Genomic DNA, 16837 nt, shown 5'->3' on the forward strand with positions numbered 1-16837 from the left:
GGCTCGCTCCCACATTCAATCACCGTCGTCCTGACACTCAAACTCGCTCAAAAATCGCCGCAATTCCCTGACCACCGCCAATGCACATGGTCACCAGCGCATATCGCCCGTTGATGCGCTGCAGTTCGTGAATGGCTTTGGTGGCAATCATTGCGCCGGTCGCGCCCACTGGGTGACCGAGGGAAATACCCGAGCCATTCGGGTTGACCTTGGCCGGGTCTAGGTCCAGTTCCTGGCTGACCGCACAGGCCTGGGCGGCGAAGGCGATGTTGGCTTCGATCACGTCCAGGTCAGCCACGGTCAGGCCTGCGCGTTTGAGTGCCAGGCGCGTGGCGGGAATCGGGCCCAGGCCCATCAGTTCTGGCTCAACACCGGCGTGGGCATAGCTGACCAGGCGAGCGAGCGGGCGAAGATTGTTGACCTGCACCGCGCTGCCGGTGGCCATGACCAGTGCCGCAGCGCCGTCGTTCAGGCCCGAGGCATTGCCGGCCGTGACTGAACCGTCCTTCTTGAACGCCGGCTTCATCTGCGCGAGTTGTTCCAGGGAAGTGGAACGCGGGTGTTCGTCGATGCTGAACAGCGTCGTTTCCTTGCGGCCACGGATTTCGACCGCTGCGATCTGCTCACTGAAGTAGCCATTGGCGATGGCGAACGCCGCGCGTTTTTGATCTTCCAGCGCGAGGGCGTCTTGCATGTCGCGGGTGATGCCGTTGCGCTCGGCAATGTTTTCGGCGGTGATGCCCATATGGATGCCATGGAACGGGTCGTGCAGGATGCCCAGCATGTAGTCGATGGCCTGGACGTTGCCCATGCGCGCACCCCAACGGGCGGACGGCATCAGGTACGGGCCGCGGCTCATGGACTCGGCACCGGCGCCGATGGCAATCTCGGCGTCGCCCAGCATCAAGGTCTGGGCCGCGCTGATGATGGCTTGCAGGCCGGAACCGCAGAGGCGGTTGACGTTGTAGGCGGGGGTTTCCTTGGGGATGCCGGCGTTCATCGCGGCGACCCGGGAAATGTACGCGTCGCGGGTCTCGGTCGGGATCACGTTGCCCATCACCAGGTGGCCGATTTGCGCCGGGTCCACGCCGGAGCGCTCCAGGGCGGCCTTGACGGCCGTGGTCGCCAGATCGGCCAGCGGGACATCTTTGAGCGAGCCACCAAAGGAGCCGATGGCGGTGCGTGCGGCGCTGACAACAAATACGTCTGGGGTGTTCATGAAGGCTTTCCTGTAGATGAGTTCTTTTCAGTGTTGCGATTAACCAGTGCGTTCAACGCTGCCTGCGCTTCAGGGGTGGTCAGGCGCTTGATGAACAGCAAGTTCTCCTGGCGAATGGTGGCTTGCAGTTCCGGCATGGACGTCTGCTTGAGCAGTTGCCGGGTCTGACGCAGGGATTCCTGGGGGAGCGCCAGCAGGCGACGAGCCATGCGCTCGGCGGCCGCCAGGCACTGTGGCCCGTCGTCGAACAGTTCGTTGGCCAATCCGCACGCGACGGCGGCGGCACCGTCCAGGCTGTCGCCCCACAGCAGCAAGCGCGCCGCCCGGGCATGACCGAGCAGGCGCGGCAGCAGCAGGCTGGCGCCGAACTCCGGGCACAGGCCCAGGTTCACGAACGGCATGCGCAACCGGGCATTGCGCGTGACCAGCACCTGATCGCAATGCAGCAGCAGGGTGGTGCCGATGCCGATGGCCGCTCCGCAGACCGCCGCGATCAACGGTTTTTGCAGGTGGATCACCACGCGCATCAGGCGAAACGCCGGGCTATCCAGATCGGTCGGCGGATGCTGGAGAAAATCCGCCAGGTCGTTGCCACTGGTAAAGCAGGTGTCGCCACCGGTGACAATGATCACGCCGATTTCAGCGTCTTCATCAGCGGCCAGTAACAGATCGGCCAGCTGCGTGTACATGCGATTATTCAGCGCGTTGAGCTTGTCGGGGCGGTCAAAGGTGAGCGTCAGTACACCTTCGTTTCGTTCTTGTTTGATCAGGTCGTTCATGTACGTACCCTGGGTGATCGCTATGAACGGCACTCTAAGCGCGGGACCGGCGCCGGATCTATGACAAAACCAGTCAACGAAACTGCCGCTTTTTGCCATGTCGGCCGTCGCGAGTGCCACAAACCGGCCCACACACCCATTCGGGGTATGGCGCGGTTGGCTGAATCGACCAATAGTGGATTCATCCGCTCATCCAGATCGGAACTCGCTTGATAAGGTGAATTTGCTATGCGCAAGGCCTTCTTGGTGATGCTTGGTGCGTTGATTGTGCCGCTGTCGGCAGCCGTCCACGGCGCCGAAGTGGACGATAGCCACACGCTGCGGCTGTATAACTGGGCGGATTACATTGGCGAAAAAACCATTGCCGACTTTCAGAAAGCCACCGGCATCCGGGTGATCTACGACACCTTTGATGCCTATGAAACGGTTCAGGCCAAGTTGCTCACCGGTCACTCCGGCTATGACCTGGTGGTGTTGAACGCTTCCCTCGCACCACCGCTGATCAAAGCCAAAGTGTTCCAGCCGCTCGACAAAAAGTTGCTGCCAGGCTGGGCCAATCTGGACCCGAAAGTCTTGCAGGACTTGCAGGGGTTCGATGCAGGCACGCTGTACTCGGCGCCCTATACCTGGGGCAGCAATGGCATCACGTACAACGTCGACAAAATCAAGGAGCGCATGCCGGACGCGCCGATTGGCTCGTTGGCGATGATCTTCGACCCTAAAATCGTCTCGCGCTTCGCCGATTGCGGCGTGACCCTGGTCGATGCGCCCACTGAAGTCATTCCACTGGCGCTGAAGTACCTGGGGCGCGACCCGCGAAGCGCCACGCCGGAGGACCTCAAGGCCGCCCAGGATTTGCTGCTGTCGGTCAGGCCGTACATCCGCAAGTTCGACTCGGTCAACTACCTGACCAGCCTGCCCAATGGCGATGTGTGCATGGCCATGACCTGGTCCGGCGATTACGCGACCGCCATGGCTCGCGCCGAAGAAGCCAAACTGAAGATCAAGCTGGCCTATTTCATTCCCAAGGAAGGTTCGCTGATCTGGTTCGACAACCTGTACATCCCCGCCGATGCGCCCCACGTGGCCAACGCCCACACGTTCCTCGATTACTTGATGCAGCCACAAGTCATGGCCGACGTGACGGACTTCATTCACTACGCCAACAGCAATGCGGCGGCCACACCGTTAGTGCACGCCGATGTGCGCAATAACCCGGCGATTTATCCCGATGACGAAACCCGCCAGCGGCTGTTTCCGCAGAAAACCCAGGATGCAAAAGAGATGCGTGCCATGACCCGGGTCTGGAGCACGGTGAAGAGCGGGATTTGATCGTTTACCCCCTTTGGTTTGAGGTTTTTGTATGGCTACTCCAACTCAGAAAATGCTGTCGAGCGTCGATAACGCCCATTTGCTCAAAGCCGATAAAGCGCACTACATGCACGGCTATCACATGTTCGACGAACACGCCGAGCAGGGCGCGCTGAACATTGTGGCCGGTGACGGCGCTTATATTTACGACACCCAGGGCAACCGCTTTCTCGATGCGGTGGGCGGCATGTGGTGCACGAACATTGGGTTGGGCCGAGAGGAAATGGCGCTGGCGATTGCCGACCAGGTCCGGCAACTGGCGTACTCGAACCCGTTTTCCGACATGTCGAATAACGTCGCCATCCAGTTGTGCGAGAAACTCGCCAGCCTTGCCCCCGGTGACCTCGATCACGTGTTCCTGACCACCGGCGGCTCCACCGCCGTGGACACCGCTTACCGGTTGATTCAGTACTATCAGAACTGCCGTGGCAAACCGGAAAAGAAGCACGTCATCGCCCGTTTCAACGCGTATCACGGCTCGACCACCCTGACCATGTCGATCGGCAACAAGGCCGCCGACCGTGTGCCGGAATTCGATTACGCCAACGACAAGATTCACCACGTCTCCAACCCAAATCCTTACCGGGCGCCGGATGGCATGGACGAGCCGCAGTTTCTCGAGTTTCTGATCAAGGAGTTCGAAGACAAGATCCTGTCCATCGGCGCAGACAAGGTCGCGGGCTTTTTTGCCGAGCCGATCATGGGCTCCGGCGGCGTGATCATTCCGCCCAAGGGTTACCTGAAACGCATGTGGGAAGTCTGCCAGCGCTACGACATTCTGTTTGTCGCCGACGAGGTGGTGACGTCGTTCGGGCGTCTGGGCAAGTTCTTCGCCTCGTATGAGGTGTTCGATGTTCAGCCGGACATCATCACCACGGCCAAGGGGCTGACGTCGGCTTACTTGCCGTTGGGCGCGTGCATTTTTTCCGACCGTATCTGGAAAGTGATTGCCGAGCCCGGCAAGGGCCGTTGCTTCACCCACGGCTTCACCTACAGCGGCCACCCGGTCTGCTGCACGGCGGCACTGAAAAATATCGAGATCATTGAGCGCGAACACCTGCTGGAGCATGTCGACGTGGTCGGCGCGTATCTGGAACAGCGTCTGGCCACACTCAGCGACTTGCCGCTGGTGGGCGATGTGCGCTGCCAGAAGTTCATGGCCTGCGTGGAATTCGTGGCCGATAAACGCACCAAGGCGTTGTTCGCCGACGAGATCAACATCGGCGAGATGATTCACTCCAGGGCGCAGGCCCGGGGGCTGCTGGTGCGGCCGATCATGCACCTCAATGTCATGTCGCCGCCGCTGATCCTGTCGTGCGCTCAAGTGGATGAAATTGTCGAGACCCTGCGGGTGTGCATTCTTGAAGTGGCGGGCGAACTTGAGCAGAACGGCCTGTATTTCGGCCAATGAGTTCGTCGAATCCGCGGTTATCAGGTGCCGGTTCACCCGCTAGACTGCGGGGCATGAGCAAACCAAACGATGACACATTGATCGCCTTGCCCTTCGGCGCCTTGCATAAATGGCACGGCGAAATGCGCCAGGCCTTCGCCCATATCGATGAGCCCGACGCGCTGAGCTTTTTGGCGTCGGCCTTCGGGCATCTGGTGGCTATCGAATCGGTGATGATCAGCCTGGAACACAAGGACCGCCCGCCACAATTGTTGTATCAGCGGGGCATCCCGGAAAAATACCGGGAGTCGATCATCGACCGCTATTTTTCCGGGGGCTACCTGCTCGACCCGTTTTGCCTGGCGGTGGAGCAGGGGCTGGCGCAAGGGTTTTATCACCTGGAGGACATTGCCCCGGACAACTTCTTCGACAGTGAGTACTACAAGACTTACTACTTGAAGGCCGGGAGTTCGGAAGACAGTTTTTACATTGTCGATACCGGCCATGACACCCAGGTGTCGGTGAGCCTGTTTCAAGGCTTCGGCGGGGAAAGTCTGCGGCTTGAACAGCTGAACCTGCTGCGGGCGGTGGAGCCGCTGGTACGCGAATTCATCAGCGAGTTCAGCCGCCGGGGCTTGCAGCTCAGCGCCGTCAATGAGGGCGTGCGTGACGATCTCAAACAACGTGTGCAGTCTGCCTTCGAGCAGTTCGGCTGCGACTTGCTGACCGAGCGCGAGCGGGAAGTGGCGCACATGGTGCTGCGGGGGCACTCCGTGAAATCCACGGCCAGCCAGATGAGCATCTCGCCGGAGACGGTGCGCATGCACCGCAAGAACCTTTATCTGAAGTTGAACATCGGTTCACAGTCGGAATTGTTTGCGCTGTTTATCGAGTGGCTGCGCAAGCACTGATCCAACCGCCAGCCGCACCCACAAGGCATCACGATAGACGACGGGATGAGCAATTAGCCGGGTCTTCGAACCACTACGGATCTGACTTTTTATCGACCTGGGGAGCCAAGGGGCTATCCAGCACCCAATGCATTTTCTGAAAGGCTTTGCGCTCGCGCGCGACCGCAGCGTCCCATTCATCCCCGAACGCCTTGCCCGAGCGGACCAGCTCCATGACGGCCGCCGTTGCGACGGTCAGTTCGAGGCGGGCCTGGCGCAGGTCTTCGTTGAACTTCTCAATCGTCATCCATGCACTCTGAAAGTCGTCGGAGCCGTTTGTATGGCCGTGAAGCAGATTTTTTCGGCCAGATTTGAGGGTCGATTGGTCGCAAGTCATAGAGGTTCAACTAGAATTTTAGACGTCGGAAGGCAGGTTGCAGCCGCGCTCAAACAACAAAAACAGTGCAAAACAAGGGGCACCCAACCTTGAAAATTTCAGCCCTCTGCGCTACCGGGAGCTTGTTGGTTTCGACTGCGGTGTCTGCCACCGGGATTATTCCTGTCCTCGATCTGGACTTCACACGACCGGCTGTCGAGACCCTGAAAAAAATCGGCATCAATGACGCGTGTATTATTGCCGCCTCCAACCCTGCAGCGTTCACCTACTGCCGGGAAGGGTCATCAACGCTCTGGAAATATCAGGCGCTGGATCTGGAACAACAGGCGTCGATCCTTAAAGGCGAACAGCGACCCTCCACGGATTTCGGGCGAATCACCGTGGTGGAAGTTGACAGCGCCGCTTGCCTGGAAGACACCCCTGCGCCTTTGATCAAGCCGGCTATTACTCGCGGGTTAGCCTTGGGCGTGATCTTGCTGTTTTTGTTGATCGGCTTTCGATACACCTACCGGGCGATCATGCCCCTCCGCGATGACCACGCAGTGCTGTCGGACGCGTCCTTGCAACGATTGACCGGATACTTGCCGGCAAAGGCGCTGGGAGCGTTTGGTATTGCCGCTGCCGTGACGCTGGTTTACTGCTTCTGGTGACATCACCGGCAACAGCGTTCGTCCGGACAACTCGGTCAACTGTGGGAGTGAGCCTGCTGCCTGTTTGGCGTACATGTTTAAAGGCGTTTAAGGTTACTTCCTGAAAGCTACAGCGCCTTGCGCCATTGCCTACGACTACGCCAGAATCCGCCGGCTTGTGCGCTTTGGACCCCCTCGGTAACTTGGTCCCCGTCACTGATTCCCAGTGATCGGGTTTAGTAGCCCGAAGGTTTGAAGGCTGCACAAGCGTCTGTCAGACAGGTGTTCCAATGCCTGTCCCTGATGGTGGCTGTGCGCAGGGCGCCCTCGGGCGCGCCGGCTTTGCCTTCTTTCCCCGGTCTACTAACCTGCGTACAGCCGCCACCCCTTGTATTAGTAGCGAGGTGTGGCTGCCCATTAAGGAAGAAAGGCATATGTGCAAAGTTACTCCAAACCCGCCAGACACTGATCCGGCATCCCCCTACGAATCACTCGATTCCAAAAAACTCCACGAAGCCGCCGAACGCGCCCTCGACCATTACCTCAACCCCGCCGCCCTCAAAATCCCGGTCTTCGAAAACCGAGCACCATGTTCATGATTGCACCGGACATCAAAGACGAAGACCTGCTGGCGCACACCTGCGAATCACTGGCCTCGGCCAGCGTCATGACCGCCGATTTCGCGGCCTTCCTGGAAGGACCGCATCGGCATACGGCGCTGGGGATCCAGCAGATCATCATGCAAGCGGAACTGGCGGTGAACCGGATGATGGATAACGTCGAAGTACCGAAGTAAGCACCGCACCTGTGGCGAGGGAGCTTGCTCCCGCTTGAGTGCGCAGCACTCACAAGATTTGCATGCATTGCGAAAATCTTGGGGCTGCTGCGCAACCCAGCGGGAGCAAGCTCCCTCGCCACAAAATCAATTCTGATTTGAAATGCTCCTTTGGGTGACTAACGGCAACCCCCCCCATGTGGAATCCATTGCTTCCCATTAATAGGAAGCATTACTATTCACGCCCCGTCTCCACAGCACACCGCAATGACCCCCAAGTTGCCCCGCAGACACGGCTTTTTCGAGCATTACGAAGAGTTGGTTGGCACCTGGACCCGTCGCCTGAGAAGTCGTCAGCAGGCCGAGGACCTGGCGCACGACACCTTCGTGCGGGTGCTTGAGTCCGATTCGTCGGCGGTGGAACAACCTCGGGCCTATTTGCACCAGACCGCGCGCAATATCGCGGTGGATGGTTATCGGCGTGAGGACCGGCGGGGCGCCATGGAGTCGGAGGCGTTTGATCACAGTGGGTCGTCGTCCGGTGACCCGGAGCATTTCATGCAGGCGATCCAGTTGGCTGATTCCATCGAACGGGCGCTCTGCGAGCTGCCGGTCAACTGCCGAAAAGTCTTTGTCTGGCAGAAGATCGAAGGCCTGACCCAGGCGGAAATCGCCGAACGCCTGGGTCTGTCCAAGAACATGGTGGAAAAGTATATGATCCGCACCTTGCGGCATCTGCGCGACCGCCTCGACGGACTGCACCCATGATCGGCCGCGCTTTCTCATCCCCAGCCAAACAGGAACTTCCATGATGGATACTCGTGATTGTGCGTGCGGGCAAACAACGGTGCGCGACGATGCGGTGCGCTGGTTTGTGCGTTTGCAGGAACCGGCCGTGGACGTCGAAGCGTATCGGCGTTTCGAAGCCTGGCTGGCTGAACATCCTCAACATCGCGACGAATTCCAGGTGCTGCAGGGCTTGTGGACGGCCGCCGATCTGCTGCCCGCCAAGCGTCTGCAAGCCCTCTGCGAAACGCCGCCGGCACGTCGCAAGCGTCAGCCGCTGGTGCGTTATGCGGTGGCGGCCAGTGTGCTGGCCGTGGCGCTTGGCTTGGGGTTGTTCAGCGGGTTGAATCACCCGACGACCTACACGGCCGACTATTCCACGGCCTTGGGCGAGCGTCGTCATGTGGCGTTGCCCGACGGTTCGGTGATCGACCTGAACAGTCGCAGCCGCGTGCAGGTGCGCTATGAAAAAGACCGGCGCGGCATCGAGCTGATGGAAGGCGAAGCCCTGTTCAGCGTCGAGCATGACAGCCGCCGGCCGTTCGTGGTCGAGGCGGGTAGCGGCAAGGTGACGGTCACCGGCACGCGTTTCGATGTGCGCCGGGACCTGACCGAAACCCGGGTCGCGGTGGAGCAGGGCACGGTCAAGGTTCAGGGGCAGGGACCTGATGTGATCAGCCTCACCGCCGGCCTCGGCACTCGTGTCGATGCCAAAGGCGTGGTTGCCGCCGCTTATGCGGTCAATCCGGCGGAACTGACCGCGTGGCGCAGCGGCAAACTGGTGTTCAACAACGCCAGCCTTGCCGATGTCGCCGCAGAAGTCTCGCGCTACCGCGAGAAGCCGCTGACGGTCGGCAACGACAAAGTGGGCAATCTGCGCCTTACCAGCGTGTTCAAAGCAGACAACACCGACGCGCTGCTCAAGGCCTTGCCGAGCATTCTGCCGGTGGCCGTGCGGACCCTCGATGACGGCAGTCAGGAAATAATTTCCAATTAATTTCCAAACCGATTCAGGTTTTTTTTGAGTTCTTCGTCTTCTTGTCCAACTGCAACTGGTTTGCATTAACAGCCGCACACTCTTGCGATCTACAGGACAATGTTCGACGTGAAGAAAACCACCGCTAAAAACAATAAGTCACCTTGGCTGCGGCTCGCGCTCGCCCTGGCCGTCAGTGCCGCGCTTCCCCACGCATTTGCCGCCGACGGCATTCATATTCCCGCGCAACCGTTGGGCCAGGCCTTGAGTGAGCTGGGTCAGCAAACGTCGTTGCAGGTTTTCTTCAGTCCTGAACTGGTGGCCGGCAAACAGGCCCCCGCCGTCGACGGCGACCTCTCGCCGGAACAGGCCTTGCGCCAATTGCTGCAAGGCAGCGGCCTGCAATACCAGATCGATCAAGGCTCGGTGACCCTGATGCCGGCGCCGACTTCCGCAACCGCCGGCCCGATCGAGCTGGGCATGACCGACATCAAAGTGGTCGGCGACTGGCTCGGCGATGCCGACGCTGCGGTGGTGCAGAACCATCCCGGCGCACGTACCGTGATCCGCCGCGAAGCGATGGTCGAGCAGGGCGCCATGAACGTCGGCGACGTATTGAAGCGCGTGCCCGGCGTGCAAGTGCAGGACGCCAACGGCACCGGCGGCAGCGACATTTCCCTGAACGTCGGCGTGCGCGGCCTGACCTCGCGCCTGTCGCCACGCTCCACCGTGCTGATCGACGGCATACCGGCAGCCTTCGCGCCCTACGGCCAGCCGCAACTGTCCATGGCGCCGATTTCCTCCGGCAACCTCGACAGCATCGACGTGGTGCGCGGCGCCGGTTCCGTGCGTTATGGACCGCAGAACGTCGGTGGCGTGATCAACTTCGTGACGCGCGCGATCCCGGAAAAAGCCACCGGCGAAATCGGCACCACCCTGGAAACGTCCCAGCACGGCGGCTGGAAGCACATCGACACCGCATTCCTCGGCGGCACCGCCGACAATGGCATCGGCATGGCGCTGTTGTATTCCGGCGTGAACGGCAACGGTTACCGCGAGCGCAACAACGGCAATGACATCGACGACGTGATGCTCAAGACGCACTGGGCGCCCACCGATGTCGACGATTTCAGCCTCAACTTTCACTACTACGACGCCAGCGCCGACATGCCCGGCGGCCTGACCCAGGCACAGTACGACGCCAATCCGTTTCAGTCCGACCGCAATAACGACAACTTCAGCGGGCGCCGCAAGGATGTCTCGTTCAAGTGGACGCGGCAGCTCGATGATCGCACTCAGGCCGAAGTGCTGACGTACTACACCGACAGCTTCCGTGGCAGCAATATTGCGGCTCGCAATCAGCAAACCCTGGGCTCGTTCCCGCGCACGTATTACACCTTCGGCATCGAGCCAAGGGTGTCCCGAGTGTTCGACGTCGGCCCGACCACCCAGGAAGTCAGTGTCGGTTATCGCTACCTCAAGGAGGGCATGCACGAGCAGGCGAGCCGCCTGGCGCTGGTCAACAACGAGCCAGTGATTCGTCCTGGTTCGGACGGCCATGTGTACCAGGATCGTACCGGCGGCACTGAAGCCAACTCGGTGTACGTCGACAACAAGATCGACGTCGGTAACTGGACGATTACGCCCGGCATCCGCTTCGAACACATCAGCACCGACTGGCACGACCGCGCCGTGCTCGATACCGCCGGCAGACGTGTACCGGAGAAAAACCGCAGCATCGAAAGCAACGAGCCACTGCCTGCCCTGAGCGTGATGTATCACCTGTCGGAGGAGTGGAAGCTGTTCGCCAACTACGAAACCTCGTTCGGCAGCCTGCAGTATTTCCAGCTGGGTCAGGGTGGCACGGGGGATGAACCCGCCAATGGCCTGGAGCCGGAAAAGGCCAAGACTTATGAAGTCGGCACGCGCTACAACAATGAGGTGTGGGGCGGCGAGTTGACGGCGTTCTACATCGACTTCGATAAAGAGTTGCAATACATCAGTAATGACGCGGGCTGGACCAACCTCGGCGCGACCACGCACCAGGGCATCGAGGCGTCGGTGCACTACAACATGGCGGCACTGGACCCACGGCTCGACGGCCTGACCGCCAACGCCGGGTTCACTTACACCCGCGCCGTGTATGAAGGTGAAATTCCAGGCTTCAAGGGCCGTGACCTGCCGTTCTATTCGCGCCAGGTGGCGACCGCCGGCCTGCGTTACGACATCAACCGCTGGACCTACAACCTCGACGCGTTTGCCCAGTCCAAGCAGCGCTCACCGGGCGTTGCGGTGAACGCCGATGGCAGCTTCACCAACAACTACATCACCGAAGGCTCCGCCGATGGTCAGTACGGCGACATTCCGGGCTACGTGACCTGGAACGTGCGCGGTGGTTATGACTTTGGTTCGCAGCTGTCGAACCTGAAGGTCGGCGCCGGGGTAAAAAACATCTTCGACAAGCAGTACTTCACCCGCTCCAGCGACAACAACTCGGGGATGTACGTCGGTGCACCACGCACGTTCTTTGTGCAGGCCAGCGTCGGGTTCTGATAGCCCGAGTCGCCTTCATTCGCGGGCAAGCCTCGCTCCTACAGGGACCACCGAACCTGTAGGAGCGAGGCTTGCCCGCGAAGCTTTCAAACCTTCAACACTTTCCCGCCAATGGCTACCGCCACCAGCAACACCGCCATCAACCCGAAGGCAAAACTCAAGCTGCTGCCATGGGCGATAAAGCCGATCACTGCCGGGCCCGCGAGAATTCCCGCATAGCCCAATGTGGTAATGGCCGGCACTGCAATGTGCTCAGGCATGACCGTCTGTTTCCCGACCGCGGTGTACAGCACCGGCACGATGTTCGAGCAGCCCGCACCCAATAACGCATACCCGACCAGTGCCGCCTCCCAGGCCGGCGCAAACGTCGCCAATGCCAAACCCGCCGCCGCCATCAGGCCGCCGAACACCATCACCCGCGTCGCGCCCAGGCGCCGGACAATCCGGTCCCCGGTCAGCCGTCCGGCGGTCATGGTCAGCGCAAACGCCGCGTAACCGAGCCCCGCATACGCCGTGTCAATCCCGCGTTCCTGCGCCAGGAACACCGCGCTCCAGTCGAGCGCCGCGCCTTCGGCCAGGAACACGATGAAACACATGCCGCCAATAAACAGCACGATGCCATGGGGCACGGCAAAGGCCGGTCCCGAGCTTTCGCTGCCGTAAGGCAACAGGTGCGGCGCGGCTTTGAGCAAGGCCAGCACCAGAACCACGATCACCACCGCCATCGCCCCCAACGGCGACAGACCCAAGCCGAGCAGGGCGCTGACACCCGCCGCGCCGACAATCCCGCCGAGGCTGAACATCCCGTGAAACCCCGACATCATGTTCTTGCCGCTGGCCCGCTCGACGATCACCGCTTGCAGGTTCACCGTCGAGTCCACCGTGCCCAGGCCCGCGCCGAACATGAACAGCGTGGCGATCAATGCCGGTATTGACGACACGGTGGCCAGCAACGGCAACGCCGCGCAAATCAACAACGTCCCCCCGGTTGCCACACGACGGCAGCCGAAACGCGTGGCGAGCAGGCCAGCTATCGGCATCGCCAGAATCGAGCCCACCCCCAGGCACAACAGCAACAACCCGAGCGTCCCTTCGTCGAGCCCGGCCCGTGCCTTGGCATAAGGCACCAGCGGCGCCCAGGCGGCGATGCCAAGACCGGCAATGAAAAAGGCGATGCGGGTGGACATCTGCTCCAGGCGTCCGGGAACAAATGAGGCTTGGGTATTGAGGCTGGTCATATCGATCCTTGGCAAAAAAACGTCGCACTCCCAAAGGGACAGTGACTGACCCATAGGGTTCGGTCAGCGTCCACAGCGGTTTGCGGTCAGGCAGGGCGACATCCTTGCATAGCCTGACCCTCTGTCGCGAGCGCAGGCCGCGAGTTAATTGCCTGTGCAGGCGACAACGTGTGGATGCTGAAGGTTTGCAGCGGTATTTTCCGACGCACTGGCTGTAGTCACGAACGGTTGTCGATCAACGAGCAATAAAACGTGTCACCGAGACGATCTGCGTTCCTTGCACTTGAATGTGCAAGAGCGCGGCAGGAAGGGAGGGCTCGTCGTCGAAACATTCAACAATGACGGTGCTGGCCGTTGTCGCCTGGATCGAAAGGCGTAGCGAGCGGCGTAACAGGCGTTTGATCGCAGCACTCAGGGGGACGGCTGATTTGCCATTGCGTACTTGCTCACAAAACGCCAGCGCTACCTCGCGCGGTGTGGGGGGAGGCGGCGAAACAATTGCGGCTTCGTCAAACAGTCGATTGAGCTGATCGGCCGCAGCCACCGCTCTCGGGAAACCGGCGAAGGCTGAAACCTGCAGCAATATTCCCGTCAGTTCTGCCGGTGCGAGCCCCGAGGCCAGCCCCGTCTTGAAATGCACACTCAACGGTGGCCCGACCATGCCCGCCGCGACAATCGCAGCAAACGACACCGCTTCACGCAGACGAGGATCCAAGTCAGAACGGTCATGCAAATAACCGTAAACAACACCCACCGCCAGTTCGCCCAGGGCCGGAACCGTTCTGAACAGTGCTTCCAGGCGAGTTGCGCCGTCAGGAACCAGGTCGATGAAGGATTTCCGGCCCTCGCTGTATAGCGTTTCCATGGGAGAGATCGGGTATCGGCTGCTCATGTCGCGCCCTCTTTTCAGACCTGCAACGCCAATCTAGAAGGTGCCTCTTGTCTCGCTCTCGGTGCCGCTGGTGAAGCTGACGTTTGGTCCTGGCTGCCAACGCACGGCGTGCGACGCGTCGTTATTGCGCTCGATGCATTTCCACAGGGTGTCTTGATCCGCCGGCACATCAATCGAACCGTTCCATTGGTTCTGCGAAGGCCTGTGGGCCAATGCCACGGCATGACGAGGATTCCAGGCCCCCAGTTCCAGCGATGAGCCCACGGCATAATCGTCGCGCAGCGTGATGAATTCGGCGTTGAAGGTTTCGAACACGCGCGGGTTGTCGGTATTTAGATCGGCGTTGCCATCGAGGAAGGCGTCGCCCTTAGCGCAGGCGCCACAATCATGGCGGCATTCGCTCCGGCCTCTGAGGAACAGCGGTTCATTGCGATTGTTTTCGGCCATGTGGTTGGGTACGACGTCGTAGACCAATTTGACGCCTGCAGTTACTCCGCCGAGTACCAGGGCAATGAGCAGGGACACTAGGGAAGCCCGTTTCATGACCTTCCTCCGAACGTGCATCAGGAGCTTCACTCTGGCCCGGGGGCGAAGGCTTGTCTGCTGTCATAACTGACAGATCTGGCAGACTTGTTCGCAATAAGTGGCGAGGGATTTATAACTGAGTGACTGGAGGAACGCCCGGCTCTTGCTCACACAACGCCCGGACCAGTGGGTCGCGCACCTGCATCAGTTCGAACAGGCCCAGGGCACGTAGCGCCGGCAACGCCTGGAGAATGTCTTGCGTCGCGGCCGTGCGTTGATCCTCGCGTGTCTGGGGATCGATCAGCATCCGGGCATTGATCAGAAAGGCCCCGACCGTGCCTTTGCGCACGACAGTTCCATTGAATTGGCCTTGGTTCAGATCGTCGGGAAGCAGGTCTTCGGCGCGCATGGTTGATACTCCGGTGAATGAGTGCCCAGACTAATCCGTTGCTCATGGCTAAACTGCGCTATCCGGGTCATTCGATAACGTGAAACTGCCAATGGCTAAACCACTGATATCTGTTGAACAGGCGCGATCCAACACCGGGCCGCTGGTAATTGCCTCGGTCCTGAACAGTCCCATCGAGCGCACCAGCACTCCCCACCGGCATGCGCGCGGGCAACTGTTGGGCGCGCGGCGCGGGCTGTTGACGGTGGAGGCGGCAGATCATCACTGGGTGGTGCCGGCGACCCATGCGGTGTGGATTCCACCCGACTGTGTGCATGGCTTGCGCTCCCACGGCCCCTTCCACGGCTGGAGTGTCTACGTGGTCGCGCCGGCCTGTGTCGTATTGCCCGGACAACCCTGCATCATCGCAACTTCAGGTTTGCTTCGTGAGGCCGTCGACCGGGCGGCGACCTGGAGCGAGGGACCGCTGGATCAGCGACAGGCGCGGATCGCTCAATTGATTGTGGATGAGGTCGCCGCGCTGCCCGCCGAGCCCTTCGGTCTGCCGCGGCCACTCGACCCGCGTCTGCGGCGGATCAGTCAGGCGCTGGCCGACGACCTCGCCGACAACCGTTCGCTCACCGAGTGGGCGCAATGGGCCGGTTTGTCTGCCAGGACCCTGGCCCGGCGCTTCGTCGATGAAACCGGCTTCAGCTTCAGCCAATGGCGCCAGCGCGCACGCTTGCTGCGAGCGCTGGAGTTACTCGCCGCCGACGTACCGGTGACCACCATCGCCCTGGAACTGGGCTACGACAATGTCAGCGCGTTCATTGCGATGTTCCGGCGAACGTTTGGCGTGACGCCGGGGCGGTATTTCATCGCAGGCCGTTGACGCCTACAGTACGGGCTCTTTTCAAGCTGACTTTCAGGACCGATCCATGACGCCGTTCTACGATGCTCGAGGCAATATCTACGCGGTGCTGACGCCCGACGAGGTGCGCGGTCGCGGTATCGATTTGCCGGACCAGGCTCGCGACGCCGCGCAGATCCGCGAGCAATGGGCAACGGCCGCTATCGAGGCATTTTGCAGTTGGGCGCCCGGTTCACAGCCATCGGGCAGCAAAGACCATCGCTGCGACGGGCTGTTGGTGGGGCCGTTTCAATCCTCGCCACCCTTTGATCTGTTGATCGTCAATACCGACGGCACCCTGGCCGAGCGCAGTGGCAATGGGCTGACGATTTTTTCCCAGGCGCTCAGCGAGCAAGGATTGATGCCCGAGGACCAGGCGTGCCTGCTGCGGGTTCATCACGACAAACGCGATGCGGTTTCACCGGTGGAAACCACTGTGGACGCCGCTGAGGTCGACGGTGTGCAAGGGTTCTGGCTGGATTTGGGCAAGCCTTCGTTCGGGCCGCAAGCGGTGGGTGCGCGCGAGGCTGAACGCGTGACGCTGAACGAGCGCGAAGTCAGCCATGTGCAGCCGTTGTCGGCGCTTGATCCTGCCTGGAACCGCAGCCAGTTTGTGCGCATCGGCAATCCCCATTGCGTGACGCTGCTGACGAATGCCGACGCGTTGCCCAGCAATGAGCAGATGCGAGAATCGCCCTTGGCCCAAGGCTTGATGCGTATCGCCTATGCCGCGCCGACCGGGGCTGGGCAGCCGTGTCCGGCGGGGGTGAATTTGCAATGGGCGATGCTTGAGTCAGAGGGGCGAGTGGTGGCGCGGGTGTTTGAGCGCGGGGAAGGGCCGACGGCGTCGTCAGGCACCAGCGCCAGTGCGGTGGCGTGTGCGGCGTGGCGGGTGGGTTGGGTGACGGCGGGTGAAGTGAAAGTCGTCATGCCGGGCGGCACGGCGCCGGTTTTGTTGGAAGAGTCGGAGGGGAAATTGAGTCGGGTCAGGCTGTTTGGCACAGCGCGGTTGATGGGTTGATTATTAGATAGCCCTCGCGAGCAGCCTCACTCCCACAGGGGTTTTGTGATCGGCTCGCCCCCCCTGTGGGAGCGAGCCTGCTCGCGAAGAGGCCCGCC

Annotated in this window: 16 protein-coding genes and 1 pseudogene; 10 read left to right on the forward strand and 7 right to left on the reverse strand. The window is 60.8% G+C overall.

The genetic code is table 11. The annotated features are described in order from the left end of the window. Positions 1 to 37: 37 nt before the first annotated feature. Complete coding sequence (locus RHP74_RS09655; RefSeq protein WP_311099106.1) at positions 38 to 1219, reverse strand: acetyl-CoA C-acyltransferase family protein; 1182 nt, start codon at positions 1217 to 1219, stop codon at positions 38 to 40. Continuing rightward, on the reverse strand, positions 1216 to 1998 hold the full coding sequence (locus RHP74_RS09660) for an enoyl-CoA hydratase (RefSeq protein ID WP_311099108.1): 783 nt from the start codon (positions 1996 to 1998) through the stop codon (positions 1216 to 1218). Before RHP74_RS09660 ends, RHP74_RS09655 begins: the two co-directional genes overlap by 4 nt. A 228-nt stretch (positions 1999 to 2226) precedes the next feature. Between RHP74_RS09660 and RHP74_RS09665 the strand changes: the two genes are divergently transcribed. From RHP74_RS09665 to RHP74_RS09675, 3 genes are read left to right on the forward strand one after another with little or no spacing between them, the layout of a single operon-like run. Next, positions 2227 to 3330 carry a polyamine ABC transporter substrate-binding protein gene (locus RHP74_RS09665; protein WP_221108885.1) on the forward strand — a complete coding sequence of 368 codons (1104 nt, stop codon included), beginning with the start codon at positions 2227 to 2229 and terminating at the stop codon, positions 3328 to 3330. A 31-nt stretch (positions 3331 to 3361) separates the two neighbouring features. After that, positions 3362 to 4780, forward strand: a complete 1419-nt coding sequence (locus RHP74_RS09670; RefSeq protein WP_083374635.1) for an aminotransferase — start codon at positions 3362 to 3364, stop codon at positions 4778 to 4780. Positions 4781 to 4833: 53 nt separating this feature from the next. Next, positions 4834 to 5670 (forward strand): LuxR C-terminal-related transcriptional regulator, encoded by an 837-nt coding sequence (locus RHP74_RS09675; protein ID WP_010458507.1) that lies wholly within the window; start codon positions 4834 to 4836, stop codon positions 5668 to 5670. A gap of 73 nt (positions 5671 to 5743) precedes the next feature. Here the strand turns inward: RHP74_RS09675 and RHP74_RS09680 are convergent, their stop codons facing one another. After that, complete coding sequence (locus RHP74_RS09680; protein WP_077748877.1) at positions 5744 to 5956, reverse strand: hypothetical protein; 213 nt, start codon at positions 5954 to 5956, stop codon at positions 5744 to 5746. 179 nt (positions 5957 to 6135) lie between these two features. Here RHP74_RS09680 and RHP74_RS09685 point away from each other — a divergent pair, with 179 nt between their 5' ends. The 5 genes and pseudogenes from RHP74_RS09685 (at position 6136) to RHP74_RS09705 (ending at position 11765) form a co-directional block, all read left to right on the forward strand. Continuing rightward, positions 6136 to 6696 (forward strand): hypothetical protein, encoded by a 561-nt coding sequence (locus RHP74_RS09685; protein WP_311099112.1) that lies wholly within the window; start codon positions 6136 to 6138, stop codon positions 6694 to 6696. Positions 6697 to 7109: 413 nt separating this feature from the next. Then, positions 7110 to 7471 (forward strand): annotated as a pseudogene (locus RHP74_RS09690) (DUF6124 family protein). A gap of 246 nt (positions 7472 to 7717) precedes the next feature. After that, positions 7718 to 8218 (forward strand): sigma-70 family RNA polymerase sigma factor, encoded by a 501-nt coding sequence (locus RHP74_RS09695; RefSeq protein WP_311099115.1) that lies wholly within the window; start codon positions 7718 to 7720, stop codon positions 8216 to 8218. Between the two features lie 40 nt (positions 8219 to 8258). Further along, complete coding sequence (locus RHP74_RS09700; RefSeq protein WP_304875793.1) at positions 8259 to 9233, forward strand: FecR family protein; 975 nt, start codon at positions 8259 to 8261, stop codon at positions 9231 to 9233. Between the two features lie 108 nt (positions 9234 to 9341). After that, positions 9342 to 11765, forward strand: a complete 2424-nt coding sequence (locus RHP74_RS09705) for a TonB-dependent siderophore receptor (RefSeq protein WP_311099118.1) — start codon at positions 9342 to 9344, stop codon at positions 11763 to 11765. 86 nt (positions 11766 to 11851) lie between these two features. Here the strand turns inward: RHP74_RS09705 and RHP74_RS09710 are convergent, their stop codons facing one another. The 4 genes from RHP74_RS09710 to RHP74_RS09725 all read right to left on the reverse strand — a co-directional run bounded on the left by RHP74_RS09710 (position 11852) and on the right by RHP74_RS09725 (position 14829). Next, the gene (locus tag RHP74_RS09710; RefSeq protein WP_083374629.1) at positions 11852 to 13003 is read right to left on the reverse strand and encodes an MFS transporter; all 1152 of its coding nucleotides are present in this window, start codon (positions 13001 to 13003) and stop codon (positions 11852 to 11854) included. A 235-nt stretch (positions 13004 to 13238) separates the two neighbouring features. Next, on the reverse strand, positions 13239 to 13895 hold the full coding sequence (locus RHP74_RS09715; RefSeq protein WP_200668062.1) for a carboxymuconolactone decarboxylase family protein: 657 nt from the start codon (positions 13893 to 13895) through the stop codon (positions 13239 to 13241). Between the two features lie 33 nt (positions 13896 to 13928). Next, complete coding sequence (locus RHP74_RS09720) at positions 13929 to 14438, reverse strand: carbohydrate-binding module family 20 domain-containing protein (protein WP_311099121.1); 510 nt, start codon at positions 14436 to 14438, stop codon at positions 13929 to 13931. 112 nt (positions 14439 to 14550) lie between these two features. Continuing rightward, positions 14551 to 14829, reverse strand: a complete 279-nt coding sequence (locus tag RHP74_RS09725; protein WP_311099122.1) for a hypothetical protein — start codon at positions 14827 to 14829, stop codon at positions 14551 to 14553. A 91-nt stretch (positions 14830 to 14920) separates the two neighbouring features. Here RHP74_RS09725 and RHP74_RS09730 point away from each other — a divergent pair, with 91 nt between their 5' ends. Both RHP74_RS09730 and RHP74_RS09735 read left to right on the forward strand, forming a co-directional pair. Further along, positions 14921 to 15700 carry a helix-turn-helix transcriptional regulator gene (locus RHP74_RS09730; RefSeq protein WP_311099124.1) on the forward strand — a complete coding sequence of 260 codons (780 nt, stop codon included), beginning with the start codon at positions 14921 to 14923 and terminating at the stop codon, positions 15698 to 15700. A 46-nt stretch (positions 15701 to 15746) separates the two neighbouring features. After that, positions 15747 to 16739, forward strand: coding sequence for a diaminopimelate epimerase (locus tag RHP74_RS09735; protein WP_311099125.1), 993 nt, complete (start codon positions 15747 to 15749; stop codon positions 16737 to 16739). Positions 16740 to 16837 lie beyond the last annotated feature (98 nt).

This window comes from Pseudomonas sp. SG20052 (assembly GCF_031766055.1).
In the GTDB taxonomy this organism is placed as follows: domain Bacteria; phylum Pseudomonadota; class Gammaproteobacteria; order Pseudomonadales; family Pseudomonadaceae; genus Aquipseudomonas; species Aquipseudomonas mandelii.

Bases quoted from the DNA above. Each gene is read 5' to 3' on its own strand.
- RHP74_RS09720 (WP_311099121.1), bottom strand. From the start codon at position 14,438: ATGAAACGGGCTTCCCTAGTGTCCCTGCTCATTGCCCTGGTACTCGGC.
- RHP74_RS09710 (WP_083374629.1), bottom strand. From the start codon at position 13,003: ATGACCAGCCTCAATACCCAAGCCTCATTTGTTCCCGGACGCCTGGAG.
- RHP74_RS09670 (WP_083374635.1), top strand. From the start codon at position 3,362: ATGGCTACTCCAACTCAGAAAATGCTGTCGAGCGTCGATAACGCCCAT.
- RHP74_RS09660 (WP_311099108.1), bottom strand. From the start codon at position 1,998: ATGAACGACCTGATCAAACAAGAACGAAACGAAGGTGTACTGACGCTC.
- RHP74_RS09695 (WP_311099115.1), top strand. From the start codon at position 7,718: ATGACCCCCAAGTTGCCCCGCAGACACGGCTTTTTCGAGCATTACGAA.
- RHP74_RS09735 (WP_311099125.1), top strand. From the start codon at position 15,747: ATGACGCCGTTCTACGATGCTCGAGGCAATATCTACGCGGTGCTGACG.
- RHP74_RS09725 (WP_311099122.1), bottom strand. From the start codon at position 14,829: ATGCGCGCCGAAGACCTGCTTCCCGACGATCTGAACCAAGGCCAATTC.
- RHP74_RS09700 (WP_304875793.1), top strand. From the start codon at position 8,259: ATGATGGATACTCGTGATTGTGCGTGCGGGCAAACAACGGTGCGCGAC.
- RHP74_RS09655 (WP_311099106.1), bottom strand. From the start codon at position 1,219: ATGAACACCCCAGACGTATTTGTTGTCAGCGCCGCACGCACCGCCATC.
- RHP74_RS09680 (WP_077748877.1), bottom strand. From the start codon at position 5,956: ATGACGATTGAGAAGTTCAACGAAGACCTGCGCCAGGCCCGCCTCGAA.
- RHP74_RS09730 (WP_311099124.1), top strand. From the start codon at position 14,921: ATGGCTAAACCACTGATATCTGTTGAACAGGCGCGATCCAACACCGGG.
- RHP74_RS09715 (WP_200668062.1), bottom strand. From the start codon at position 13,895: ATGAGCAGCCGATACCCGATCTCTCCCATGGAAACGCTATACAGCGAG.
- RHP74_RS09665 (WP_221108885.1), top strand. From the start codon at position 2,227: ATGCGCAAGGCCTTCTTGGTGATGCTTGGTGCGTTGATTGTGCCGCTG.
- RHP74_RS09675 (WP_010458507.1), top strand. From the start codon at position 4,834: ATGAGCAAACCAAACGATGACACATTGATCGCCTTGCCCTTCGGCGCC.